General features: G+C 68.8%; 21 protein-coding genes and 6 pseudogenes. 14 read left to right on the top strand and 13 right to left on the bottom strand.

Features of this window, described 5'->3' with window-relative positions; all coding sequences use genetic code 11:
- Positions 1–88: 88 nt before the first annotated feature.
- A complete protein-coding gene (locus ACZ470_RS18920; RefSeq protein WP_468428511.1) occupies positions 89–916 on the bottom strand; it encodes an enoyl-CoA hydratase/isomerase family protein in 828 nt (275 codons plus the stop codon).
- 120 nt (positions 917–1,036) lie between these two features.
- Here ACZ470_RS18920 and ACZ470_RS18915 point away from each other — a divergent pair, with 120 nt between their 5' ends.
- The gene (locus ACZ470_RS18915; RefSeq protein WP_468428665.1) at positions 1,037–1,432 is read left to right on the top strand and encodes a winged helix-turn-helix transcriptional regulator; all 396 of its coding nucleotides are present in this window, start codon (positions 1,037–1,039) and stop codon (positions 1,430–1,432) included.
- Positions 1,433–1,550: 118 nt separating this feature from the next.
- On the opposite strand, the pseudogene ACZ470_RS18910 reads toward ACZ470_RS18915, so the two are convergent.
- Positions 1,551–1,724, bottom strand: a pseudogene (locus ACZ470_RS18910) (APH(3'') family aminoglycoside O-phosphotransferase); the annotation flags it as partial.
- An 89-nt stretch (positions 1,725–1,813) separates the two neighbouring features.
- Here ACZ470_RS18910 and ACZ470_RS18905 point away from each other — a divergent pair.
- Both ACZ470_RS18905 and ACZ470_RS18900 read left to right on the top strand, forming a co-directional pair.
- On the top strand, positions 1,814–2,764 hold the full coding sequence (locus ACZ470_RS18905) for a YcxB family protein (protein WP_468428510.1): 951 nt from the start codon (positions 1,814–1,816) through the stop codon (positions 2,762–2,764).
- 281 nt (positions 2,765–3,045) lie between these two features.
- A pseudogene (locus ACZ470_RS18900) lies at positions 3,046–3,282 on the top strand (IS5 family transposase); the annotation flags it as partial.
- 34 nt (positions 3,283–3,316) lie between these two features.
- Here the strand turns inward: ACZ470_RS18900 and ACZ470_RS18895 are convergent.
- Positions 3,317–4,030 carry an Lsr2 family DNA-binding protein gene (locus ACZ470_RS18895; protein WP_468428508.1) on the bottom strand — a complete coding sequence of 238 codons (714 nt, stop codon included), beginning with the start codon at positions 4,028–4,030 and terminating at the stop codon, positions 3,317–3,319.
- Between the two features lie 536 nt (positions 4,031–4,566).
- Positions 4,567–5,484: an alpha/beta hydrolase gene (locus ACZ470_RS18890; protein ID WP_468428506.1), complete on the bottom strand. Its 918-nt coding sequence runs from the start codon at positions 5,482–5,484 to the stop codon at positions 4,567–4,569.
- Positions 5,485–5,681: 197 nt separating this feature from the next.
- Here ACZ470_RS18890 and ACZ470_RS18885 point away from each other — a divergent pair, with 197 nt between their 5' ends.
- Positions 5,682–6,551: a helix-turn-helix domain-containing protein gene (locus tag ACZ470_RS18885; RefSeq protein ID WP_468428505.1), complete on the top strand. Its 870-nt coding sequence runs from the start codon at positions 5,682–5,684 to the stop codon at positions 6,549–6,551.
- A gap of 366 nt (positions 6,552–6,917) precedes the next feature.
- Here ACZ470_RS18885 and ACZ470_RS18880 read toward each other — a convergent pair.
- The 5 genes and pseudogenes from ACZ470_RS18880 to ACZ470_RS18860 all read right to left on the bottom strand — a co-directional run.
- Positions 6,918–7,868, bottom strand: a pseudogene (locus ACZ470_RS18880) (AMP-binding protein); the annotation flags it as partial.
- A 78-nt stretch (positions 7,869–7,946) separates the two neighbouring features.
- Positions 7,947–8,630 (bottom strand): LuxR C-terminal-related transcriptional regulator, encoded by a 684-nt coding sequence (locus tag ACZ470_RS18875; RefSeq protein ID WP_468428503.1) that lies wholly within the window; start codon positions 8,628–8,630, stop codon positions 7,947–7,949.
- A gap of 70 nt (positions 8,631–8,700) precedes the next feature.
- Positions 8,701–10,137: a sensor histidine kinase gene (locus ACZ470_RS18870; protein ID WP_468428501.1), complete on the bottom strand. Its 1,437-nt coding sequence runs from the start codon at positions 10,135–10,137 to the stop codon at positions 8,701–8,703.
- A complete protein-coding gene (locus ACZ470_RS18865) occupies positions 10,134–10,856 on the bottom strand; it encodes a response regulator transcription factor (RefSeq protein WP_468428499.1) in 723 nt (240 codons plus the stop codon). Before ACZ470_RS18865 ends, ACZ470_RS18870 begins: the two co-directional genes overlap by 4 nt.
- A 106-nt stretch (positions 10,857–10,962) precedes the next feature.
- Complete coding sequence (locus ACZ470_RS18860; RefSeq protein WP_468428498.1) at positions 10,963–13,149, bottom strand: MMPL family transporter; 2,187 nt, start codon at positions 13,147–13,149, stop codon at positions 10,963–10,965.
- A gap of 232 nt (positions 13,150–13,381) precedes the next feature.
- On the opposite strand from ACZ470_RS18860, the gene ACZ470_RS18855 reads away from it, so the two are divergent.
- Both ACZ470_RS18855 and ACZ470_RS18850 read left to right on the top strand, forming a co-directional pair.
- A complete protein-coding gene (locus ACZ470_RS18855) occupies positions 13,382–13,636 on the top strand; it encodes a GntR family transcriptional regulator (protein ID WP_468428496.1) in 255 nt (84 codons plus the stop codon).
- Positions 13,602–14,211 (top strand): annotated as a pseudogene (locus ACZ470_RS18850) (RNA-guided endonuclease TnpB family protein); the annotation flags it as partial. The gene ACZ470_RS18855 and the pseudogene ACZ470_RS18850, both read left to right, overlap by 35 nt.
- A gap of 25 nt (positions 14,212–14,236) precedes the next feature.
- Here ACZ470_RS18850 and ACZ470_RS18845 read toward each other — a convergent pair.
- Positions 14,237–14,974, bottom strand: a complete 738-nt coding sequence (locus tag ACZ470_RS18845; RefSeq protein WP_468428494.1) for an SDR family NAD(P)-dependent oxidoreductase — start codon at positions 14,972–14,974, stop codon at positions 14,237–14,239.
- Positions 14,975–15,100: 126 nt separating this feature from the next.
- On the opposite strand from ACZ470_RS18845, the gene ACZ470_RS18840 reads away from it, so the two are divergent.
- From ACZ470_RS18840 to ACZ470_RS18825, 4 genes and pseudogenes are all read left to right on the top strand, one after another.
- On the top strand, positions 15,101–15,535 hold the full coding sequence (locus ACZ470_RS18840; protein WP_468428493.1) for an Rrf2 family transcriptional regulator: 435 nt from the start codon (positions 15,101–15,103) through the stop codon (positions 15,533–15,535).
- A gap of 36 nt (positions 15,536–15,571) precedes the next feature.
- A pseudogene (locus ACZ470_RS18835) lies at positions 15,572–15,765 on the top strand (IS5/IS1182 family transposase); the annotation flags it as partial.
- A gap of 386 nt (positions 15,766–16,151) precedes the next feature.
- Positions 16,152–16,235: pseudogene (locus ACZ470_RS18830) on the top strand (IS5/IS1182 family transposase); the annotation flags it as partial.
- Positions 16,236–16,282: 47 nt separating this feature from the next.
- Positions 16,283–16,666: a hypothetical protein gene (locus ACZ470_RS18825; protein ID WP_468428491.1), complete on the top strand. Its 384-nt coding sequence runs from the start codon at positions 16,283–16,285 to the stop codon at positions 16,664–16,666.
- A 473-nt stretch (positions 16,667–17,139) separates the two neighbouring features.
- Here the strand turns inward: ACZ470_RS18825 and ACZ470_RS18820 are convergent, their stop codons facing one another.
- Entirely contained in the window at positions 17,140–17,334 is a 195-nt protein-coding gene (locus ACZ470_RS18820; RefSeq protein ID WP_468428489.1) for a hypothetical protein, read from the bottom strand.
- Positions 17,335–17,510: 176 nt separating this feature from the next.
- Positions 17,511–17,780, bottom strand: a complete 270-nt coding sequence (locus ACZ470_RS18815; protein ID WP_468428487.1) for a hypothetical protein — start codon at positions 17,778–17,780, stop codon at positions 17,511–17,513.
- 232 nt (positions 17,781–18,012) lie between these two features.
- Here ACZ470_RS18815 and ACZ470_RS18810 point away from each other — a divergent pair, with 232 nt between their 5' ends.
- Both ACZ470_RS18810 and ACZ470_RS18805 read left to right on the top strand, forming a co-directional pair.
- Positions 18,013–18,534, top strand: a complete 522-nt coding sequence (locus ACZ470_RS18810; protein ID WP_468428485.1) for an SMI1/KNR4 family protein — start codon at positions 18,013–18,015, stop codon at positions 18,532–18,534.
- An 86-nt stretch (positions 18,535–18,620) separates the two neighbouring features.
- Complete coding sequence (locus tag ACZ470_RS18805; RefSeq protein WP_468428483.1) at positions 18,621–18,827, top strand: transposase; 207 nt, start codon at positions 18,621–18,623, stop codon at positions 18,825–18,827.
- Positions 18,828–19,291: 464 nt separating this feature from the next.
- Here the strand turns inward: ACZ470_RS18805 and ACZ470_RS18800 are convergent, their stop codons facing one another.
- A complete protein-coding gene (locus tag ACZ470_RS18800) occupies positions 19,292–19,939 on the bottom strand; it encodes an SMI1/KNR4 family protein (RefSeq protein WP_468428481.1) in 648 nt (215 codons plus the stop codon).
- A gap of 437 nt (positions 19,940–20,376) precedes the next feature.
- Between ACZ470_RS18800 and ACZ470_RS18795 the strand changes: the two genes are divergently transcribed.
- The gene (locus ACZ470_RS18795; protein ID WP_468428479.1) at positions 20,377–21,288 is read left to right on the top strand and encodes an SDR family oxidoreductase; all 912 of its coding nucleotides are present in this window, start codon (positions 20,377–20,379) and stop codon (positions 21,286–21,288) included.
- Positions 21,289–21,519: 231 nt separating this feature from the next.
- Positions 21,520–21,987: a hypothetical protein gene (locus ACZ470_RS18790; RefSeq protein WP_468428478.1), complete on the top strand. Its 468-nt coding sequence runs from the start codon at positions 21,520–21,522 to the stop codon at positions 21,985–21,987.
- The last annotated feature ends 358 nt before the right edge of the window (positions 21,988–22,345 follow it).

The following is a 22,345-nucleotide window of genomic DNA, read 5'->3' as shown; positions in this document are numbered from 1 at the left end:
GAGTGATCACTACGGAAGCCGCGGGGCTGCGGCAGGCCGTGCAGCAGTGGCAAGGACGGCGGTGAGGCAGAGGAAGCGGCAGGTTCCGCTACCCGGCGAGATTGCGGAACAGACCCTCGAGATCCTGTTCGCCGTCGCGGGTCTGGGCGCCGTTGGCCAGCCCGGCACCCATGAGCTGTGCTGTGGCGGGGCGGAACACAAGCCCGGCCCAGGCGTCGTTCTCCCGCCCCAGGCCATCAGAATGATCTCGGGAGACGATGGCGTGCTTGGCTGCCGCGACGACGCCGTCGGGCAAGGCGGCGATGTTACCGGCGAGGCGGTCGACGAACTCGTCGAGCTGGTCGGCGGGAACGGCTCGGTTGACCCAGCCGTACCGCTCGGCGGTCTCGGCGTCCATCAGGTCGGCGCCGAGCACGATCTCCAAGGCACGGTTACGGCCGACGCGCTCGGTGAGGTACTGCGTGGCGCCGCCGCCGGGGACGATGCCCATGAGGGCTTCGATCTGGCCAAGTCCGGCCTTGCCGATCGCTGCGAACGCCATGTCCGCGGCCACGACGAACTCGGCTCCGCCGCCGCGCGCCTTGCCGGCGAGCTTGACGATGGTCACCTGAGGCTGGCGGCGTAGCTGCTCTCCGACGGCCTGGAAGACGTTGACGCCGTCCGGCAGGTCGGCCATGAGCCCGGCAAGGGCGTCCGGGGTGGCGGTCATGTCGACGTGAGCGAGAAAGAAGTCCGGGTCCGCGCTGTCGAACACGATCACGCGTACGGTGTCGTCGCCGGCCAGCGTGGTGAGCAGGCGCCGCAGGTCGGTCATGACCGCGACGCTGAGGACGTTGATCGGCGGGTTGTCGATCGTGACGTGTGCGACTGCGTCCCTCTGGCTGACCCGCAGGGTCTGGTAGGCATCGTGGCCCATGGCTTTTCTCCTAGGTATCTGTCAGGATTCTGGTTCCTGTTGCATACCTACCGTGAAACCGTCTTCGACCTGCGTCAATAACGCACTTCAGGCACCCTAGGGATCGTGGAGGATACCGCCATGGCCACTTCTGAGGCCGTCTACCGAGCCATCGCGGAGCGCGATGTGGTATTTCGAGCCGACTGTCCGAGCCGGCCTATCCTCGATCAGATCGCCGACAAGTGGTCGATGATGGTGATGGCGGTCCTGGCCGAACCACGCCGGTTCAACGAGATCAAGCGCCGCCTCGACGGCGTCACGCAACGCGTCCTCACGCAAACCCTGCGCCGGCTCGAACGCAACGGGATGATCAAGCGCCGCGTGCTGCCGACCTCGCCGGTCGGCGTCGAATACTCGCTGACCTCCCTCGGTGAATCCCTGCGCGAGCCCTTCGCCCACCTCTACGACTGGACCGTCGCGAACGCCTCCGAGATCCAAGCACGCCAGCGCGACTACGACCAGCGAACCCAGCGCTGACACCACGACCATGCAGCCGAGCCGGAACGAGCGCGCCTACCCGGCCCGATCACCTGTGCCGCCCGCCGACCTGCGACTTAAGCCCATGCGGAGAGCCGTGACAGTTGAAGAGACGGTGCTCCGCCCTCAGGTCGGCTGCATCCGCGGCGGGTACGCGCTTGGCATACCGGCTGGCATCCGCACTGCGAAAGACGCGGGCTCCCGACTCACCCGCGGCGACAGGAAGCCAGTCGCCACCACGTGCGCCGAGCAGCGCGGGCGACACGGCCTGAGGTCCGGAGTGATCGCTCATAGCAGCCACTCTAGCCAGCCCGGCGCCGACCACCGCCCGGTCGCCGGAGCGGCTGAGAGAGCCTCTACGATCCGGTTGATCACCGAACCGTGGAGGGAACATTGGCCGAGGGCCGGGAAACGGACGCGGTCGCCGAGAGACCGGTGGAGCTGGCCTACCGGCCGACCGTCGGTGAATTGGCGTCCGCCCTGCGCGCACGCACGAGGAGCACCTGCGCGGGACGCATTCAGCGCCGGGCGCTCGTCTTCACGGTGGCGGTCGCGGCCGTCGGCGCCCTGCTGTCGGCAGTCGGCTCCGGCCGCGATGACACACCGTGGGTGCTGTATTCGGGCCTGGTGGTCTTCGCCGCCTTCATGACTGCGGCGCCGTGGTCGCAGGCGCGCCGGCTCCACCGGCTCGCCGAACGGCAGGGGGACATCCGCGGGACGATCGACGACACCGGGGTCCGGCTCACCACCACGCACAGCTCGGCCACCCTCGACTGGCACCTCTACCCGCGCTATGCCGAGACCCCGGAGCTGTTCGTGCTTCTCAGCGCCGACAAGTCCGCCGTCGGCGTCGTCGTCCTGCCCAAGCGGGCCGTGGCGGACCCGCAGGACGTGGACCGGCTGCGCGCGGTCCTCGACCGGCGGCTCCTGCGCGCGGACACCGCCGAGGCCCCCGGCAGTCCGCGGAACCGGGACCGGGCCGTCGGCCGCGGGGCCTGCTCCGTCGGACTGTTGCTGCTGGGGCTGCTGCTGTTCTTCTTCGCCGTCGCCGCCGTCCAACACGCCTCGCACCCGGACCGCTTTCCCGGGATCCGGAACAACACCGCCCCGGTATCGGCCGTCATGCTGGTGCTGGGGACGCTCGCGGTCGCCGGGGCTTGGTGGCTCGTACGGCGGATGACGGCCATGCGGATCGTGACTGCCGTACTCGCCATCCTTGTCCTACTGGCCGGTGGTGCCGCCCTGTACCGCGTTGGGCCGATGCTCCACTGCTGGGGCTCGGACCAGATCGCCCGCGGGCCCGACGGCGCCTACGCCTGCTACGACTTCTGAGCGGACCAGGGTCTCCGAGCGGGCCAGGAGATCATCTCGCGGCGGCGGGCAGCAGAAGCCGCGCAGTCAGCCGGGTGGTAAGAACCGTGTAGCCCCGCGGCACGAGCTCTGAAGGCCGCCGGTCAACCTTGCGGCTGGTGTCTGGGTCAGGACTTCGGGGCCTTGACGCGGGCCGACTCGCCCCGGACGCTGAACGAGCGGGTGGCCCCGGTGCACCGACGGCCCGCCGCTCACTGAGCTTCCAGGCTTCCCCCGTCCATTGAGAGCCGGACCGAGTGGGGCGAAGATTCCTGTGCGCGATCCCGGAGCCTGCCGACCAGGCCGCCAACCGTAAGCGACGCGGACAGGCCGGCGGCCGGCCTCCGGCTTTCGAACGCGAGGACTACAAGGCCCGGCACGCGGTCGAGTGCGGAATCAACCGGCTCAAGCGCAACCGGTCGGTGGCCTGCCGCCTCGACAAACTCGCGGTCCGCTTCGAGGCCACCGTCCTCATTGCCGCGATCAACGAATGGCTGTGACCCACCAATGGTCGTTGACCGGCCCAGCCCTAGCTCACGTCTGTGATACCTCGTAAGCCTCGCGGATGGAGGCAGGGATGCGTCCACGGTCATTTACCAGATATCCGTTGGCGCGTGCCCAAAGACGTATCGGCTCGTCTTCCGAACGAGGATCGGGCCTACGGGGTCCAGCAGTCTGGCCAGGGCCTCTCCAGTCGCCCGTGGACACACCTTCGAGCCGGTCCGCTGTCTCTTGGAAGAAGGCGAACAACGAAGCGTATGCGCCCTCCTCGGGACCGTATGCCTCATCCCAGGACCCGATGGTTCCGCTGAGCGTGTCCAAGAACGTCCCGTAGAAACCGTCGCGTTCTGCGGCAATGGGCACCCACTCACGACGCCAGAACGGGTGGTCGGGGTCTGCGGACGGCTCCATCTCCTCCAAGTCCATCCGGCTGAGGTAGACGCGCTGAATATCCGTCAGCCCGAGAAGCAGTTGGCCGCCGGGGATGTCTATCTCGCAGCCCAGCGCCACCAGACAGGACTGACCGTCGGGCTGCCTGCCGGCATCGATGTCGTTCGCCAGCAGCCACTGCCGCATCTCCCTCGGCAGGTCCAAGCCCATGCGCAGTTCGGCTTCCCGGATGGCCGCATGGCTCCCCGGGCGGCCGAGCGTAGCGAGAGTTACAGGGTCGTTGCGTTCAAGCCACGCGGTTATCCGGCCCCACGCCTCTCTCACGTCTCCTGTCTCGTGCATCGAGGTACCGCTCATGTGTGGTCTCCACCCCGGCAGGATGCGCACATACCTGGAGCAGGCCCGCCCATCCCGCCGGCTCGCAGGAAGCGTTGCTTGGTCTGTCTCCCGGACTGTGAAGTTGTCCTCTTGATGAGGCGACGACAGCTGATGATCCATTGGAGAACCGTATGCGGGCCCACTGACAGTGACTCAGATGTGCAGGGTTGCGCAGTGGCGCGTACTGGGCGGCCGAAGGCCGAGTCGATCCTTTCGGATGCGGAACGGGCCGCGCTGGAGAGATGGGTGCGGCGCCGTTCCACTCCGCAGGCGTGGGTGGGCCTTGCGGTGCCGGATCATCCTGGCCTGCGCGAACGGCGTGCGGAACAACGACGTGGCCGCGCAGGTGGGTTCGACACCGCATGCGGTGGGCCGCCGGGACGGCCTTGGGCTGATGGCTCGCCTGCCGCCGGACTCCCGCGAGGCGGCGGCCCTGGCCACGTACAGACTGGGCCCGTTGCCGCCCGTTCGACGTACCGGCCACTTCTGATGCGGGCCGCCACGGTGACGGCCGGTCAGCCGGCCAGGTGCTTCCCGAAGAACTCGGTGAGCTTGGTGACGGCAAGCGTGACGTGTTCGTCCCTGTCGTACAGGTCGATGTGCGTGGCGCCGTCGATGACGAACAGTTCCTTCGGCTCAGCCGCCCGCTCGATCGCTTCCCTGCTGAAGTAGGCGGTCTCTGCCTCCGAACCCACGATCATCAGCACGGGGCGTGGCGCGATGAGCTGGATCATCGCGTACGAGTCGTACTGGGCGAGCTGGTCGACGCTGCGCAGTACCCATCCCTGCACCGCACGGGGGTGGTATCCACGTGGGGTGCGGTAGAACTCGAACGTCTCCCGGAACTGCCGGGTGGCAGTCTCCAGCATGTCTTCGGCGTCGTCCGGGATCCAGGCCGTCATCTCCGGAGCCTCTCCGCGTGCCTCGGCGTTACGCGCCGCTGCGGCCCGGTCGAGCAGGGCCGTGAGGACCGCGGGATCCTGAGTACGGCCCAGTCCCTCACGGATCACGGAGCCCATGTCCCCGGCACTGACCGTGGCGACCGCCTTGATGCGATGGTCTGTCTGCGCGGCGTAGGGGACGTACCCACCGGAAGCACAGATCCCCAGAGCCCCGATGCGCTCCGGATCGACATCGTCACGGGTCGTCAAATAGGTCGCGGCGGACTTGATGTCCTCGGCCCGCTGGAAGGGGTTCTCCAGCCCTCGCGGCTCGCCCTCGCTCTCGCCCTGGTAGGCCGCGTCGAAGACGAGCGAGGCGAATCCCTCCCGGGCCAGACGCTCCGCGTAGACACTCGGGCTCTGCTCCTTCACGCCCCCTCCCGGATGGGAGATGACAACGGCCGGCAGCCGGGCGTCGATGTGGTCGTCGGGGGTGAAGAGAATCCCGGCGAGGGCGAGATCGTTGCTGGGGAAGGTGACGTCGGTCTTCACGGTCTGCGTCTCCTGGTACAGGTGGGAAAGGGATGTGACCGCGGACGGCGCGGATTCCTCCGGGCCTTCCGCGTCGTCACCGACGCTCCCATGCGGCACAGGGGCGGGTAAGGGGCTTCTTCCGTCCCCGGACAGGGCTGTCCTGGGACACAGCAGTCCCACTGTCACAGGAGCGGCGGGCTGTCACACTTTTGTCCATGAGCAGCAGTAACGGTCATGTCAGCGAACTAGGCGCGTTCCTCAAGGCGCGGCGCACGGAGCTGAGCCCGGCCGAAGTGGGACTGCCCGACGCGGCCGGCAGGCGCCGGGTCAAAGGTCTGCGCCGCGAAGAGGTGGCGTCGCTGGCGTCGATCAGCGCCGACTACTACACGCGTCTGGAACAGGGCCGCCGCCAGGCCTCCGAACCGGTACTGGACACCCTCGCGCGTGTACTGCGTCTCGACGACGGTGAGCGTGCCTACCTGTTCGAGTTGTCGGGCCGGGACGCCGCCCGGCCGCGCCGGCGCACCTCGCAGAAGGTCCAGCCGCAACTACGGCGCCTCCTGGACGACCTCTCCGCCACGCCGGCCGTCGTTCTGGGCCGGCGTACGGACATCCTCGCCTGGAACGCCATGGCAACCGCCCTGTTCATCGACTTCGCGCAGATTCCGGAAAAGGACCGCAACTTCGTACGACTGGTCTTCCGGGAGCCGGCCATCAGAGCGCTGTACGCGGACTGGGAGTGGGCGGCACGGATGACCCTGGCGCAGCTGCGCATGGAGGCCGTCCGCGATCCCGAGGATCCACGTCTCACCGAACTTGTCGGCGAATTGTCGCTGCAGGACCCCGACTTCCGGCGCTGGTGGGGCACCCACCGTGTCGCCGCCCAGAGATCCGGCACGAAAGTGCTGGAGCATCCGGTTGTCGGCCCGCTCACCCTCGACTGGTCCTTCCTCGTCTCCACCGACGATCCCGATCAGCAGCTCATCACCCTGACCGCCGAGCCCGGAACGACCAGTCACGACCGCCTGCGCACCCTCGCCTCGCGGACCGGGGCGATCGCCGATCGCCCGGAAGAGGGCCGGTAGCGGATGGAACCCCGCCCTTGCCGATGGTCTCGGCCCTCGTCCACGGTGATGCCTACGACGCCGCTCCGGCGCGAGCGCTGACGCGAGCCCGGGATGCCTGACCCGCCGGGGCGCCCGGAGCTACGTCGAGGAGTCCGCGGTTCGGCGAAAGCCGATCCGGTTCGTGCGAGACACCGCGCGGCCCACCGTGTTGCGCACAGCGAGGCCCGGCCGGGAGCGGGGCACCATGAGCCGGGAGAGCAGACCGACGCGTCGCTGCCGCGGTCCCACCTCACGGCGGAGCCTCGACTCGTAGGCGGCAGAGGCACGGGTGTGATCACCGGAATGGCGGCGAGCTCTTCCGCGAAGGCGTACGCGCCCGCCATCGACCTCCGCGGCCCACTGGAAGACCCTGTACTTGACGCGTCCCTCGGCCCGGGCCTTCGCGGCGATGCCGTTGTACACCTTCTCAAAGACACGTGGCACGGCCGCGAGGTACGTCGGCCGGACGACCGGCAGGTTCTCCATCATCCGGTCGACACGGCCGTCGACGGCGGCGACGTGCCCTACCTCGATCTGCGCGGAGACGAGCACCTTGCCGAAGACGTGCGCGAGCGGCAGCCACAGGTACGAACGTCCTCCCCGGTCACCAGTTCCGAGGTCGGCTTGGCCATGTACGACCAGTTGTCGTGCCGGAGCCGGACGCCCTTGGGGCGGCCTGTGGTACCGGAGGTGTAGATCAGGGTGGCCAGTTGGGCCCGGGCCGCACCGAACCGCTCGTCGATCACGCCGGGGTACCGCGCCAGGTATGCGGTGCCACGCTCCTCCAGCTGGGCCAGGGAGAGAGTCCGTCCGTCCGACAGGTCCACGCCTGCGGGGTCGATGACCACGACGTGGGTGAGTTCGGGCAACTCGCCCGACTTCTCGCGCACCTTGGCGAGTTGGCCGGCATTCTCCGCGATCAGCACCCGGCCTCGGAGTCGGACAGGATGTGCGCGCACTCCTCGGCGTTGGTCTGCGGGTACATGGTCGTGGTGGCGGCGCCCGCGGACGTGATGCCGAGGTCGGCGAGGATCCACTCGATCCGGGTGGTGGAGGCGAGGGCGACGCGTTGCTCGGGGCGGACGCCCAGCTCGATCAGGCCGGCAGCGACGGCGTGGACGCGGTCGGCGGCGCCGCTCCATGTCAGGGACGCCCACGCGTACCTGGGCCGGTGCCCGCGGCCGGGGGCACCGGGTAGCGGTACGCCTCGGCACCGGGCGCGGCCGCGACGCGTTGCCGGAAGAGGGCGGCCACCGACGCCGGACGGTTCTCGATGCGGTCGTGTATGTCGTTCACGGATTCCTCCGATGACAGATGACCCTTGACTGGTAACCGGTGGTCGGCACCCGGTGCCTGTTCCGTGGCGGCCGGTGCTCAGGACGCCGCGGGTAGCCGGACGACGAAAGGGTCGACGAGCGTCGCGCTCGGAAGGACGATGCCGTGTGCGTAGGCGAACGCGATGGCCTGGCCTCGTTGGCGGACCCCGATCTTGGCGAGGAGGTTGGCGATGTGTGTCTTCACGGTGAGGGGACTGATGCCGAGCGCGTCCGCGATGGCGGGGGCCTCATGGCCGTGCGCCAGCAGGGTGAGGACCTGACGCTCTCGTCCCGACAGGGGCGGTAACGCGTCGGGTCCGGCCGTCCGGTGACGGAGCGGCGTGACTGCGGGTGCCGTCTCCAGCACGACGACGAGTCCTCCGCGCAGCACGGTTTCCGTGGCCGCGACGAGTTGGGCGGCGGTGACGTCGGCGGCCAGGACCCCGGTCGCGCCGGCCCGCAGACATGCGTCGGCCTCCCGGACGTCGGCGATGCCGAAGACGATCGTCCGGGCAGCCTCGGAGGCGATGCGGACGGTCTGCGCGAACTGGCCAATGTCCCCGCCGCGGAGGGTGTGGTCGAGCAGGACCAGGTCCGGCCGTGCGGGTGCTGTGAGTGCGGCTCGTAGTCGTATCTCGTCGGCGGCCTGCCCGACGACGTCGAGGAGGCCGCTCGCCTCGATCACCCGGGCCATAGCCGCGCGTACGAGCGTCGGACCGCCGACGAGGAGCACCATGGACATGTGTGGCTGGCCTTTCTGCGTGGGACGCGGCCCGGCAGGGCTTCGGGCGGGGAAGGTGGTGGCGGGCGGGTCAGCCCGTGCGGGGCGCGCGCGGCAGCCGGATGGTGACGGTGGTTCCGACTCCCACCTCCGATTCGACGTCCACGCGCCCTTGGTGGGCATGGACGATGGCTTCGACGATGGCGAGGCCGAGGCCGGAGCCGCCGTAGGCGCGGCTGCGGCTGGCTTCGGCGCGCCAGAAGCGTTCGAAGACCCGGGGCAGGTCCTGGGGGGAGATGCCCGGCCCGTCGTCGACGACGCGCAGCCGCACGTCCGTGTCCAGCTGTGTGATCTCGACCAGGACGGAAGTGTGTGCGGGGGTGTGCTGGACGGCGTTGCCGACGAGATTGCGTACCACTTGCTGCAACCGGTGGGCGTCGCCGAGCACGGGCGCCGGTGACGATGGTGCCATGGTGATGCCCCGCTCGGGGTAGATGATCTGGGCGTCCTCGACGACGCCGGCGGCCAGCGCGGTGAGGTCGAGGGGGTCCTGTTCGACGGGCCGGCCGGCGTCCAGGCGGGCCAGCAGGGCGAGGTCTTCGACGAGCAGACGCATCCGGCCGACCTCGTTCTCTATGTGCTCGAAGGCCGTCTCCAGGCCCGGTCCGGTGACGCCGCCCTGCCGGTGCAGGTCGAGCCAGCCGGAGATGGTGGCCAGGGGGGTGCGCAGTTCGTGGGAGGTGTCGGCGGCCATGGAGCGTACGGTGGCCTCCGCGCGGGCCTGGGCGTCGAAGGCGCGGTTGACGGCTTCGGCGAGCACGTCGGTCTCGCTGCCGTCGCCCCGGGTGGGCAGCCGTTCGCTGAGATGGCCCTCGGCGATGGCGTCGGCGGTGCGTGCCATGCGGGTCAGGGGGCGCATGCCGAGCCGGAGGACGAGGGCGGCGAGGGCCAGCAGGAGCAGGAGCGCGCCACCGACGAGCGCGAGTTGACGTTTGATGAGGGCGGCGGTGGTGCTGTCGTCGATGGAGGTGTCGATGGTGAGGACGAGGGCGGCCGGCCGCAGGGGCGCCGAAGCGCCCGAGACGTCGACGATGCGGAGGCCGGGGCTGGGGACGCGGATGGCCGCCAGGCCATGTTCCTGGTCGTCGTGGCCGTCGTAGGTGGCGATGCGGCCGGCCGGAACGGTCGTGCTGAGCCGTGCCACTGCGTCGGCCGATGCGGTCGCGGACCCGGTGCTCTCCAGAACCTGGTTGTCCCGGTCGACGGCGATGATGCCGAGCGGGGGTCCAAGAAGCGCGGCGAGCTGGTCGGCGTCGGCGCTTTGCGGACCTTTCGAGATGGCGTCGGCGACGCGCTCGGCGCTGCCCCTGAGCGTGTCGTCGTAGCGTTTGTCCAGGAAGTCCTCCAGGAGGAAGGCGCTGATGACGGTGGAGGCCGTGAGGCCGAACACGAGGAGGACTGCCAGACCTGAGAGCAGGCGCAGGCGGACGCTGGAACGGGACCAGCCGAGACGCAGCTTCGCTTTCACTGGGCTGCCTGCTCCCGGAGGGTGTAGCCGACCCCGCGGACGGTGTGCAGCAGCGGGGTCCGGCCGTGGTCGATCTTGCGGCGGAGGTTGGAGACGAAACGTTCGACGACGACCGTGTCGCCGCCGAAGTCGTACTGCCAGACGGCCTCGAGGATCTGGGCGCGGGAGAGGACCTGGCCCTGGTGGGACAGCAGGTGGTGCAGCAGCCGGTACTCGGTGGGCGACAGCTCGACGAGTTCGCCGGCGCGGCGGACCTCATGGCGGGGGTCGTCGAGTTCCAGATCTCCGCACCGCAGCCGGCCGGTCTCCTCCTGGGCGGGGGCCCCTCCGCGCGCACGGCGGAGCAGGGCGTGCAGGCGGGCGCCGACCTCGACGACGCTGAAGGGCTTGGTGACGTAGTCGTCCCCGCCCAGCCGCAGTCCGCGCACGCGGTCCTCCACGGCGTCACGGGCGGTGAGGAAGAGGACCGGGACGGCCACGGCGCGGGCCCTGAGCAACTGGAGGATCTCGAAGCCGTCGGCTCCGGGGAGCATGACGTCCAGCACGATGACGTCGGGGGGCTGCCGGTCGACCTGCCGGAGTGCCTCGGTCAGGTCGCCGGCCACGTCGACCTCGAAGCCGGCGAAGCCGAGGGCGGAGATCAGCAGACGGCGGATACCGGGATCATCGTCGACCACGAGGACGCGGTCAGTGGGGTGCGGTGCCTCGGCGGTGTTCATGAGTGCTCCTTCGACGGGCTCGTGCTGCGGCCCGACTCCTACCACTGCTTGGGCCGGTGCGGCGCAAGCGATATGTGTCCCGGTATCGGCCCGGCTGATCATGGCATCACTGGTTCACAGGGACGGCGGGCTCGGCGGGAACCGGGGTGGTGGTGCCGGGGGCGTTCAGCTTCTCGCCCTCGACATCGAGGTGGGGCAGGATCCGGTCGAGCCCGCGGGGCAGCTTCCAGGCCTGGTCGCCCAGCAGTGCCATGACCGCGGGAACCAGGGTCATCCGGATGACGAAGGCGTCGACCAGCACGCCGAAGGCCAGCGCGAAGGCGATCGCCATGGTGTCCGCGTCGTGGGAGAACAGGAAGCTGATGAACACCGAGATCATGATCAGGGCCGCGGCGGTGACCACGCGGGCCGCGTTGCGGGCACCGGTGAAGATCGCGAGCCGCGGGTTGCGGTGGCGGACGTAGTCCTCGCGCATCGCGGAGACGAGGAACACCTCGTAGTCCATGGCCAGACCGAACAGTACGGCCATCACGATGATCGGCATGAAACTGGCCACCGGCCCCGTGCTGTCCACGCCCAGCAGCCCGGACAGCCATCCCCACTGGAACACCGCGACCGTCGCACCGAACGCGGCCCCCAGGGAGAGGAGGAACCCGATGGTGGCCTTCACCGGGATGGCGACGGACCTGAACGCGACCATCAGCAGCAGCAGCGAGAAGCCCACCACCACGATCCCGAAGGGCACGAGCGCGCCGCTGAGCTTGTCGGAGACGTCGATGCTGACGGCGGTCAGACCGGTCACGGCGATATAGGTGCCGGTGGACGGGGCCAGCGGCTTCAGCTCGGTGCGCAGGTGGGAGACCAGGCTGCTGGTCTCCGGGGTCCTGGGGCCGGTCTCCGGGACGATCCGGATCCGTGCGGCGCCCTTGTCCTCGGCCACGTCGACACCGCTGACATCCGCGATGCCGGCGACATCGGCCAGCTCGTCCTTGACGGCAGCGGCCGCCGATTCCACGGCCTTGGGGTCCTCGTCCTCGACGAGGACGACAAGCGGACCGTTGGCTCCGGGACCGAAGGCGTCGCTGATGGCGTCGTAGGCCTGACGGCTGGACGAGGTGGCGGGGCTGTTGCCGTCGTCGGTGACCGCGAGCTTGAGCTGGATCGCCGGAAGGGCGAGCGCGATGACCGCGACCGTGCCGACGATCAGAGTACGGACGGGGCGGCGCAGTACGGCCTCCGTCCAGCGCACCCCCCAGGGAGTGCGCCCGCCGGGCACCGCCCGCCGCCGGGTTCGCCGGCCGAGGCCAGGTACCGGCCCGCGGCGCATGTCGCTCCCGGTCTTGGGGACGAGCGTACCGCCGGCCATGCCCAGCAGGGCGGGCAGCAGGCCCAGCGCCAGCACGACGGCGGAGGCGACGGCACCCGCGGAGGCCAGCCCCATGGAGGTCAGCATGGGGACACCGGCCACCGTCAGGCCGGCCAGGGCGATGACGACGGTGGCTCCGGCGAAGACCACGGCGCTGCCGGCGGTCGCGTTGGCCCGCGCGACGGACTCCACTACCGGCATACCGGTGGCCAGTTGGGCACGGTGCCGCGACACGATGAACAGGGCGTAGTCGATGCCGACCGCGAGACCGAGCATCATCGCCAGCGTGGGCGCGTTGTCGCTGACCCCGAGCATCGAGGCCGCGCCCATCATCGCGGCCATGGTGCCGAGGACACCAAGGACGGCGGTCAGCAGCGGCAGACCGGCGGCGACCAGCGAGCCGAACGTGATCATGAGGATGACCAAAGCCACTCCCATGCCCACCAGCTCGGTCGGCCCCACGGGAGGAGTCGACTCGGCAAAGGCGTCACCGCCGTGGATGGTCTTCAGACCGGCCCGCTCGGCGGGATCCGTGGCCTTCCTGACCGCGTCCAGCGTGCCGGCGGGCACGTCCTCCTCCGCCTTGGTGGAGAAGGAGACGTCCGCGACCGCGGTGCGCCCGTCCCTGGAGACGGCGTCGTCCTGGACGGGGTTGCCGACTTCCGTCACTCCCCTCACGTCGCCGATGGCCGCCAGGCTGGACTCCAGCGCCTCACCGAGTCCCGGGTCGGTCACCTTCTGCCCCGTGGGTGCCTGGAAGACGATCTGGGCGGACTGGGTGTCCGGCGACGGGAAGTGACGGTCCATCTTCGTCAGCGCCGTCTGGGCGGGCGAGCCGGGAATGGAGCCGCTGTCCTCGAACTCACCGGCGAGCGAGAAGCCCGAACCGATCACGGCCGCCAGGGCCAGCAGCCATCCGACCAGCATCGTTCGCCACCGTCGGGCGCCGAAAGCCCCCAGGCGGTACAAGAGCGTAGCCATGCCTCATCCCTCATCGTTGGTGGTTGAGACCCCGACTCTTCCGGGCCGACTTGACGGCCTCCCGCCGGCGAACCTGAGGGTTTCTTGACGGTCTCGCCGCGGCACCGTCAGGTTCGCCGCAGCCGAACGGCCACGGGAGCCGCGATTGGCTTGATGCTGTAGCAAATAACAGGCCGCTATGGGTCGGCTACCTCAACTCTCGTCGCCGGTGACGCTCGGCGATCAGGCTTACGCGGCCATCCGCGACGCGATCGTCACCGGCACGCTGCGGTGTGGCGAGAAGGTCACGGAGCGAGGGCCGGCCGAGTCGCTCGGCATCAGCACCACCCCTGTGCCCGAGGCGCTGCGGCGACTGGAACAGGACCGCTGGTGGAGCGGACGGGGCCCGGATCTGTCCGCGTCTCATGCGTCTTCAGCGGGAGCTGTCCCGTAAGGCCAATGGATCGAGGAACCGGGCCAAGGCCCGCGTCAAGGTCGCACGCCAGCACGCCAGCACGCCAGCACGCCAGGGTGGCCGACCGGCGCCGGGACTGGCACCACAAGGCATCCACACAGATCATCCGCGACAACCAAGCGGTGTATGTGGAAGACCTCGCGGTGTCCGGCCTGGGCCGCACCCGGCTCGCCAAGTCCGTGCACGACGCGGGATGGTCCGCGTTCGTCGGCATGCTGGAGTACAAGGCGGCTCTGCACGGCCGCACCTTCGCCAGGGCGGACCGTGCTTTCCCCTCCTCTCAGGTCTGCTCGGCCTGCGGATTCCGGGACGGTCCCAAGCCCCTGCACGTCCGGGAGTGGACGTGCGGGGCCTGTGGCACCGTGCACGACCGTGACCACAACGCAGCCCGCAACGTCCTCTTCGAAGGACGCCGAATCGTCGCCGCCGGACGGGCGGCGACGCCGAACGCCTGTGGAACGCCGGTAAGACGGGCACCCGTGCCCGCACGGCGCAGTGAAGCAGGAAGCCCCCGGAAAGGTCGGACGACCCAGGCCGGAATCCCTGGACCTTAGGCCAGGGAGCACGTCAAGAGAGCACTCACACCTGCGCGTATCCCCCGTCGGCGAAGAACTCGGCACCATTGACGTAACTCGACGCGTCCGAGGCAAGGAACGTCGTCACGGCGGCGATCTCCTCGGGTTCGGCGAGCCGACCAAGGGGGACTTCGCCTTCGGCCTCTTTGAGAACCTCGGGCGGGAGCAGCTCGAGCAGACCAGGGGTGCGTGTACCGCCCGGGGATACGACGTTGACCCGGAAGCCATGCGCGCGGCTGCTGAGGGCCCAACCGCGGGCGAGGTTGCGGACTGCGGCCTTCGATGCCGCGTAGACCTCGAGTCCCTGGCTGGGCCGTGTCGTGGCGGTCGAACCGGTGAGGATCACCGAAGCGTTGGCGCTGAGCAGCGGCAGCGCTTGTTGCAGAGTGAAGATCGTTCCCTTGACGTTGGTGGCGAACACCGAGTCGACCAGGTCCTCCGTCACCTCGCCGAACGGAGCCGCGGTGCCGATGCCGGCGTTGGCGACCAGCACGTCGATGCGGCCTGCCTGGTCGCGCACCGTGCTGTAGAACGCGTTGAGGTCCGAGGGCACCGAAACATCGCAGACCACGCCAGTCACGGCAGGTCCGAGCTCGGCGGCCGCGGCGTCGAGCGCGTCCTTGCGGCGACCGGTGATGAAAACCCTGGCGCCCTCGTCGCGGAATGCGCGTGCGGTCGCGAATCCGATACCGCTGCTCCCTCCGGTGACCACGGCGACCTTGCCCGTGAGCGACTTGCTCATTCTTCCCACCTCATCGATCGACTTCCTGACAGTCGCAACATTAATTGTTACGACAGCCTGTTGCAACTTTCACTGTTACGACTGCGCTGTCGTAACATGAAGCGTTGCGGCCGGGAGGAGGGGCTCATGAGTGCCAACAGCAGGCTGACCATTGCCGCCCACGCGCTGGCATGGATCGGTCTCTACCAGCGCCAGGGTCATGAGGTCGCCACCTCCGAGCAGATCGCGACCAGCGCGAACACCAACCCCGTGGTGATCAGGCGGCTGCTCGGCGAGCTGCGCAGGGCCGGGCTCGTGGAGTCCCGGCGGGGCGTGGGCGCGGGCTGGTCACTGGCGCGCGAGCTGGAGTCGATGACCCTGCTCGACGTGTACGAGGCAGTGGAAACCGGCCCGCTGTTCGCCATGCACCGCACCACCCCGGACCAGGAATGCGTGGTGGGCCACGGCATCCAGCCGGCCATGCAGAACATCTACGAGGGCATCGAGGAAACCCTGAAACACGAACTCGCCCGCGTCACACTCGAGAACGTACTCCAGGACGTACTCGCAGCACCTCGTTGAAGGGTGTTGCACAAGGCTGTGAACTAGACATCTCCCTTGCATGGCCAGGGTGTTGAGGCTGAGCAGGTGTGGGCGGAGACGTTCACGGGGCTGCGGGTAACGCAGTTTTCGGGTCTGTGGCAGGTGGTGCGGGAGCGGGGCGGCAACGGCACCTTGCGGGGGCCCACCGTGGTCGCTGCCGTTGGCCGACCGGGTGCTCATGGTTGCGGTTTACTACCGCACGATGACCAGAAGACCGCGTTCCAAGGCCCTGACCTGCCCGAACACGGCCTTGTGCAACATGCTTCAAGGGCTGTCCCGCTATCGACCTCCGCGGCGTAGGGTCGGCGGGACGGCACGGCCAGTGGCGCCGTCCTGCCGATCTGAGAGGGCATCGTTGCACCCGAACCCCACCTGCTGCTTTTGCTACCAGGTCATCGACCTCGACCAAGACGGAGCAGCAACCGAGCTCCGGCTTGGCGCCGTGGACCCGAGGCGCGGAGGCCAGGTGCGGCAGAAGGCCTACGCCCACTCGAGCTGTCTGCGCGAGCGAGTCCATCCGAGCATCGACCTCTGGTGGGAGTTCTGAGGCTGGTCCGGCCTCCAGCGCTCCCATGGCGGCTGCGATGATCTTGCGGTGCCTCGTGTGATCTCGGCGTCGAAGTCTTCCTGGACAGCCCCGTTCACCGGGCTGAGTCCGCGAGCCTTCGGAAAGCTGCTCGCCCAGCCGCGACGGGTGGTGGACGAGGTCAGCCGCTGATCGACGCAATGCTCAGGGCCGAGGTTCTGCTGAAGGCGTCGGTGATCCATGAACGCCTGGTCCAGGACTATGCGGTCAGCATCAACTACCAGCGGGAGAAGCTCTATCTGCAGGAGGCCCGGCCGCGGATCGCAAAGGAACTGGGCACCAGTCCGGGCGAGCTGGCGGGGCCTCCACCGACGTTCGAGGTCGTTCCAGGAGCTCAAGCCCAGGTGGACTGGGGCGACGAGGGCAAAATCCTCGCCCATGTCGGCATTCCGAAGGTCTACTCGTTCCACATGACGCTGTCGTACTCGCGTGATCCGTTCCGCTGCTTCACCACCAGCCAGGACTGGCCACGCTCTTCGACTGCCGCCGGCAGGCGTTCGCGCACCTCGCCGGGGTGCCGATGAGCATCGTCTACGACCGCACCACGACGGTCGTGCGCCGGCCCGTCGCTCCGGGCGAGGCGGTTGCGCTGCATCCTGAGGCGGTCGTCTTCGCCGGGCACTACGGCTTCGACATCGATGTGCTGGCCGCCTGCTGGCCCCCAGGGCAAGGACCGGGTCGAGCGGCAGGTCGGCATCGTCCGGGACCACGTGCTCGCGGGGCGGGTGTTCGCCGCGGTCGAGGAGATGAACGCCGCTTTCGCTGCCTGGTTTCCGTTGCGTCGGGCGAAGGTCCACGGCACCCACGGCGAGGTCATCGGGCACCGGGCCGTGAGTGATCACACGGCTCTGCGTCCGCTGCCGAAGACTCAGTACGCGCCAGTTCTTCAGGTGGGCGAAGCCGGGTTCGGCGGGGGCGCGGACGGCGGCCAGGACGGTGTTCGACCGTTTCTGGCCAGAGGTGAGGGGCCCGTTGCGGGCGGCTTTGTAGCCGGTGATCACTGCCGGGTCCGCGTCGGGTTCGTCGGCGTCGTCCAGGCCGATGAGCCCAGGTCGGCGATGGCGCCGAGGCCGGCCGTGCGGAGGTGGGCGGTGAGATAGTCGTGTCGGCAGGCGGTGATCTCCGAGGTGCGTCCGGGCCGGGCCACAGAGATCCCCAGCAGCCGGCCCCGGTCGTCGGTGAGGGCGATCACGAGCAGGCCGTGGCATTTGCTCTTGCCCGAGTAGTTCTTTCTGTTGGCCGTCCCGGTGCGGCACCGGGTGAATCGCGGCCGTGCTCTCGTGGTCGTGGAAGAGCCGGCGCAGACAGCGCACCGGGATGCGGCGGTGATCAGCGACGGCGGCCCGTGTGAGGCCGGGTTTCGGGAACTCACAGCAGGACGGAAACCCCTGCTTCGATCGGCCCGACCACGACGGCCGCACCCAGGCTGACGCGCAGGCAAGTTGACCAGAGGGGGAAGCGGGCGCGTTCGCGGTGCAGGTGGATGACGAAGATCATGGCGGCGACAGCGAGGTCGGGCGTTCCCGCGACCAGCCAGACTGGGATCGGTCCCAGGGTGGCGGCGGAGCCGGGGAGGCTGATCAGGGCTATGCACACGGCCGACAGGGCGACGGTGAAGTCAACGAAGTGGAAGATCACTGGAGTGGTCGCCCACCCCGGCCGTGCGCTGACCAGCCATGGTCGGGGCTTGGACGCGTTGCCGCCGGAGGCATGGTCGGCCTCATGGTCGGGGTCCTGGTTGACCCGACCATGACGGCACGCGGGCGCAGTCCTGGACTAGGGTCTTTCGTTTTGGATCACGGGTTGCTGTCGCGCGTGGGCGGTTACGGATACTGAGTGGTCAGTCTTCGCCGTCCAAGTGGAGGAACTCGTGGAGGTGTGGATGCTCATTGGTGAGCTGATGCGCGCCAGGACGCGCGAGTACCTCTCCTCCTCGCCCTTGAGCCCGGACGAAATGCCCAGGCTCAGGTCCCCGGCGACCCCCGCACAGGTCAGGGAACTGGAAGCCCTGGCCGGCCAGCCGCTGGATCCGGAGTACCGGCGGTTTCTGTACCTGACGGACGGGCTGGACGGATTCCAGTACACGATGCCGCTCCTGGGATGTCGTGACTGGAAGGACCCGGAACGGAGCGGACTTGGCTCCATGTTCCGGGAGATCGTCGTGGAGACCGGCCCGCTGACCGAGGCCGGGCTGCCGGAAGAGACGCGTGTCTTCCCGATCCATGTGAACGCCGAGGGATCTGCGGGGATCCTGATGCTTCATCACAGCAACGATGCCCTGGAACGTTTCTGGTGGAGCGGTCAGGGAGACAACATGTTCTTCCACACCTTCCGCGATCTTGTCGCCTACATTACGGATGGTTCCTACAGCCCGAGACAACTCTCGGACTGACTGACCTGCTCACCTTCCGCGTCGCCGGGCAGTACCCTTCGGGCTCAACCAATCGTTGGTCCGGATGTGCCGTTGACTGACGCGCAGTGGGCGCGGATCGAGCCATTGCTCCCGCACCGGACGCCGAAGCGGGGTGGCCGCTGGCGGGACACCGCGAGGTGATCGACGCGATCGCCTTCACGTCCCAGACCGGCACGCAGTGGGTGCACCTGCCGGAGGGGGACGGCAACTGGCGAGGTGCCTGCAACCGGCTGCGGATGTGGGCCGTGGACGGGACCCTGAGCGGGTGTTGACCGCACTGGTGGCACAGGCCGAGGCGGATGAGGACCTGAACTGGGCCGTGTCGGTCGACTCCACGATCGTGCGGGCTCACCAGCACGCGGCTGGGACCCGCAAAAGGAGGCCCCTGCCGGAGAGCCGAACGACCATGCCATCGGCCGGTCCCGCGGCGGACTGACCACGAGACAAGTACGACGCCGGCCAAGCCTTCACGACATCACTTGCACTCGCTACGTGAACCCTGCAGTTGACCCTCAGCGACATGAGGTGTGGCTCGGCACCTGTCGTGGTGAGCCCGTGGGGCGTCGGACCGGAGAGAGGCGAAGGCCCAGATGTAGCCAGCGGCGGCGAACCGCTGGTTCTTGAGCATGCAGCCTGTTCTTCAGCCCCACGCTGACGCGTCTTGCACCCTCGGTGAGGCCGGCCACCTGCTCGGCCGGCGAGGTGTCGCGGTCGTCGGCAAGGTGCCGAGGCGCAATCAGCCGTACTTCATACCGAAGTACGGGTCGGGTTCGCCTGTGTAGGGGTCGAGGCCGGACTCCCACCGTCGGCGTTCCTCGCGCCAGTGGACGAAGTGCGGAGAGGGCTCTCCCCAGAGGGAGGCGTCGCTGAGCGGGCACTCGTCGAAGCCCTTGGTGAACAGGCGCCGAAGGAACTCCGCCATTCCGCAATCGTAGATTTTCCAGTGGGGCCAGCCGTGCCGTTCCCACACGACAACGGGCCACTTGTTGGGATCGTGGTCAACGGTGAGCCAGCCGAGGATGTCGGCTCCGCAGCTGACGCCCCAAGCAACGACAGAACCAGGTCCGGCATCGACCTCGTCCGGTCCTCCTTTGGCCCACATGTGCCGCATGTTGGCTGTCTCGGCCGCCATGCCCCCAAGGTCAGGGCTGTCGGCCGGCTGCGTGCTCGCTTCGGGCGTCACAACGCTCAACGCGCCGTCGATGCAGCCGGCTCCGTACGTGCTCATGAAAGCCACGTAGTCGGAGGGGAAGCCGACTCCCCAAGCCCGCCGGATCGCATCCCAGTCCACCTGCTCATCGGCCCCGTCATGTGGCGGCATTACTGCCGTGAGTGCGGTGAGAACCGTTCCTTGAGACGGCATGTCCCCTCCAGTGGTGTGCATCGTCTGATGCAAGGTATCCGGCGCCACCGACATTGAGTTTCGAGGGTGTGGAATGTCAGTCGAGGACTTCGGTCAGGGCTGAGCTGGCCGTCATACCGCACCAGGGTCGGGAATCTACGTGATCACCCAACGCGGTACGACCAACATCCCCGACAGCTTGCGTACGCGTGAACTGGGATCCGTACGGCGATCTCACGTCGCACGGCTGCCTCCAGAACCGGCTTCAGCCCGCACGTGAGGCCGGACGGTTCGCACCAGTCAGCGGCGGCGAAGTTCCTCGGATCAATCCCGGAGCGTGCCTTGAGACGGGGTGATCCGAGTGGCCGGCGTACTTCATCACCTGTCCCGACGAGCCCGCGGGCCAGCCGGGTGTGTGCCGGACGCCATGGGATACCTGACTGCGGAGCATGCCCCACTTCCTCAGGAGGTTCTCGAACATGCAGGACAACGGCAGGACAGAGAGCACCGGTCTGCGGAACCGCACCGAACCGGAGCCGCCCTACCCCAAGCAGCGGCAGCAGGCCCCGGGGCTGGAGCGGGACATGCGCCCACGGCCGCGCTACGAGGCGAAGCGCTACCGTGCGGCGGACAAGCTCCGCGGCAAGGTCGCGCTCATCACGGGCGGTGACTCCGGCATCGGCCGCGCCGTCGCCCTGTTGTACGCGCGCGAGGGCGCGGACGTGGCCATCGTGTACCTGCCCGAGGAGCAGCCGGACGCCGAGGAGACCCGCGACGCGGTGGAGGCCGTGGGGCAGAGGTGCCTGCTCCTGCCCGGCGACCTGGCCGATGGCTCCTTCTGCCGGGAGACCGTCGAGCGAACGGCGCAGGAATTGGGCGGCCTGAACGTCCTGGTGAACAACGCGGCACACCTGAAAAGCCAGACCGACCTCTCGCAGCTCAGCTTCGAGGACTGGGACAGGTCCTTCAAGGTCAACGTGTACGCCTACTACCACTTGGTACAGGCCGCGCGCCCGCACCTGCGGGCGGGCGACGCGATCATCGCCACCGCGTCGGAAGAGGCCCTCAGGGGCAGCGACACCATGATCGACTATGGGGCGTCCAAAGCGGCGCTGGTCAACTTCACCAAGTCCATCGCCGAGCATCTCGCCAAGGACGGCATCCGCGCGAACGTGGTCGCTCCCGGACCCACCTGGACGGTGCTGAACGTCGCCGACCCGAACATGCCGCAGGAGGGCCTGGCCCGTCTGGGCAGTGAGGGTCCGCTCGCGCGTGTCGCGCAGCCGGAGGAGATCGCGCCGGTATACGTGTACCTGGCCTCCGAAGCCGACTCCAGCTTCACCGTCGGCGAGGTCATCGCCGTCACCGGCGGAATCACCACCACCGACTGACCGCCCGGAGCACCGTGCACGGCCGGCGCCAGTCCTCTGAGTCGGGAATGCTGTTCAGATGTGTGGCGTTGCGGGGTGCCGCGTACTGGGCGGCCGAAGGCCGAGTTGATCCTGTCGGATACGGACCGGGCTGCGCTGGAGGGATGGGTGCGGCGCCGTTCCACTCCCCAGGCGTGGGCCTTGCGGTGACGGAGCCTCCTGGCCTGCGCGACCGGCGCGTCGAACAAGGAGGTGGCCGGCCAGCTAGGTTCGACACCGCCTGCGGTGAGCCGCTGGCGGAAGCGGTTCGTCGAGCACCGGATCGCCGGCCTGGGCGACATGCCGCGGTCCGGCGGGCCGAGGACAGTGACCGCCGAGAGGTCGCCGCGTGGTGAAACGGACGCTGGAGTCGGCCTGGAGGAATTCCACACACTGGTCGACGCGGGCCATGGCCCAGGAGATGGGCCTGTCGCAGGCGACCGTGTCGCGGATCTGGCGGGCCTTCGGCCCGCGGCCGCACCGAGACCTTCAAGCTGTCCGCGGTCCCTTACCTCGTCGACAAGGTCCACGACGACGTCGGCCTGTATCCGGACCCGCCCGGGCGCGCTCTGGTGTTCTGCGTGGACGAGAAGTCTCAGCCCCGGCGCTGGACCGCTCCCAGCCGGTGCTGCCGATAATGGCCGGCGTCCCGCAGCGCCACTCCCCCGACTAGTGCTCTGACCGGGAAGATATGCCGGGTCCGGACAGGCGAAACACCGTACGGACGCCTCTGCTGAGGGATAGCGTCGTGTTCATGATGTAGGGGGATTCGTGAGCATGGCAGAGCGTGCGGTCCCGCCTCGTGTCGTGGCCGCGAAGCGTCTCGCCTCCGAGGCGGGTTTCAAGAGGAGCTGCGTCCCTGAGGTGGGCAGGTTGCTCAGGCCGGCCGCCGCTGCGAATCCCCACGGAGTCATCGCGGAGAGCGGCACTGGTTCGGGCGTGGGTACCGCCTGGCTGCACAGTGGGATGGGTGCCGAGGCCCGCTTGTTCACCGCGGAACGGGACGAGGAACTGGCCCGTCGAGCGGCTGGCGTCTTCG

Source organism: Streptomyces sp. NPDC031111, from assembly GCF_055570675.1.
Note: the sequence above shows the minus strand (reverse complement) of the source record. Positions and strands in the feature narration are given on the sequence as shown.

Excerpts from the sequence above, each read along its gene's own strand:
- ACZ470_RS18920 (WP_468428511.1), bottom strand. The coding sequence starts at position 916 with ATGGGCCACGATGCCTACCAGACCCTGCGGGTCAGCCAGAGGGACGCA.
- ACZ470_RS18915 (WP_468428665.1), top strand. The coding sequence starts at position 1,037 with ATGGCCACTTCTGAGGCCGTCTACCGAGCCATCGCGGAGCGCGATGTG.
- ACZ470_RS18895 (WP_468428508.1), bottom strand. The coding sequence starts at position 4,030 with ATGAGCGGTACCTCGATGCACGAGACAGGAGACGTGAGAGAGGCGTGG.
- ACZ470_RS18885 (WP_468428505.1), top strand. The coding sequence starts at position 5,682 with ATGAGCAGCAGTAACGGTCATGTCAGCGAACTAGGCGCGTTCCTCAAG.
- ACZ470_RS18875 (WP_468428503.1), bottom strand. The coding sequence starts at position 8,630 with ATGTCCATGGTGCTCCTCGTCGGCGGTCCGACGCTCGTACGCGCGGCT.
- ACZ470_RS18865 (WP_468428499.1), bottom strand. The coding sequence starts at position 10,856 with ATGAACACCGCCGAGGCACCGCACCCCACTGACCGCGTCCTCGTGGTC.
- ACZ470_RS18860 (WP_468428498.1), bottom strand. The coding sequence starts at position 13,149 with ATGCTGGTCGGATGGCTGCTGGCCCTGGCGGCCGTGATCGGTTCGGGC.
- ACZ470_RS18855 (WP_468428496.1), top strand. The coding sequence starts at position 13,382 with ATGGGTCGGCTACCTCAACTCTCGTCGCCGGTGACGCTCGGCGATCAG.
- ACZ470_RS18845 (WP_468428494.1), bottom strand. The coding sequence starts at position 14,974 with ATGAGCAAGTCGCTCACGGGCAAGGTCGCCGTGGTCACCGGAGGGAGC.
- ACZ470_RS18840 (WP_468428493.1), top strand. The coding sequence starts at position 15,101 with ATGAGTGCCAACAGCAGGCTGACCATTGCCGCCCACGCGCTGGCATGG.
- ACZ470_RS18825 (WP_468428491.1), top strand. The coding sequence starts at position 16,283 with ATGCTCAGGGCCGAGGTTCTGCTGAAGGCGTCGGTGATCCATGAACGC.
- ACZ470_RS18800 (WP_468428481.1), bottom strand. The coding sequence starts at position 19,939 with ATGCACACCACTGGAGGGGACATGCCGTCTCAAGGAACGGTTCTCACC.
- ACZ470_RS18795 (WP_468428479.1), top strand. The coding sequence starts at position 20,377 with ATGCAGGACAACGGCAGGACAGAGAGCACCGGTCTGCGGAACCGCACC.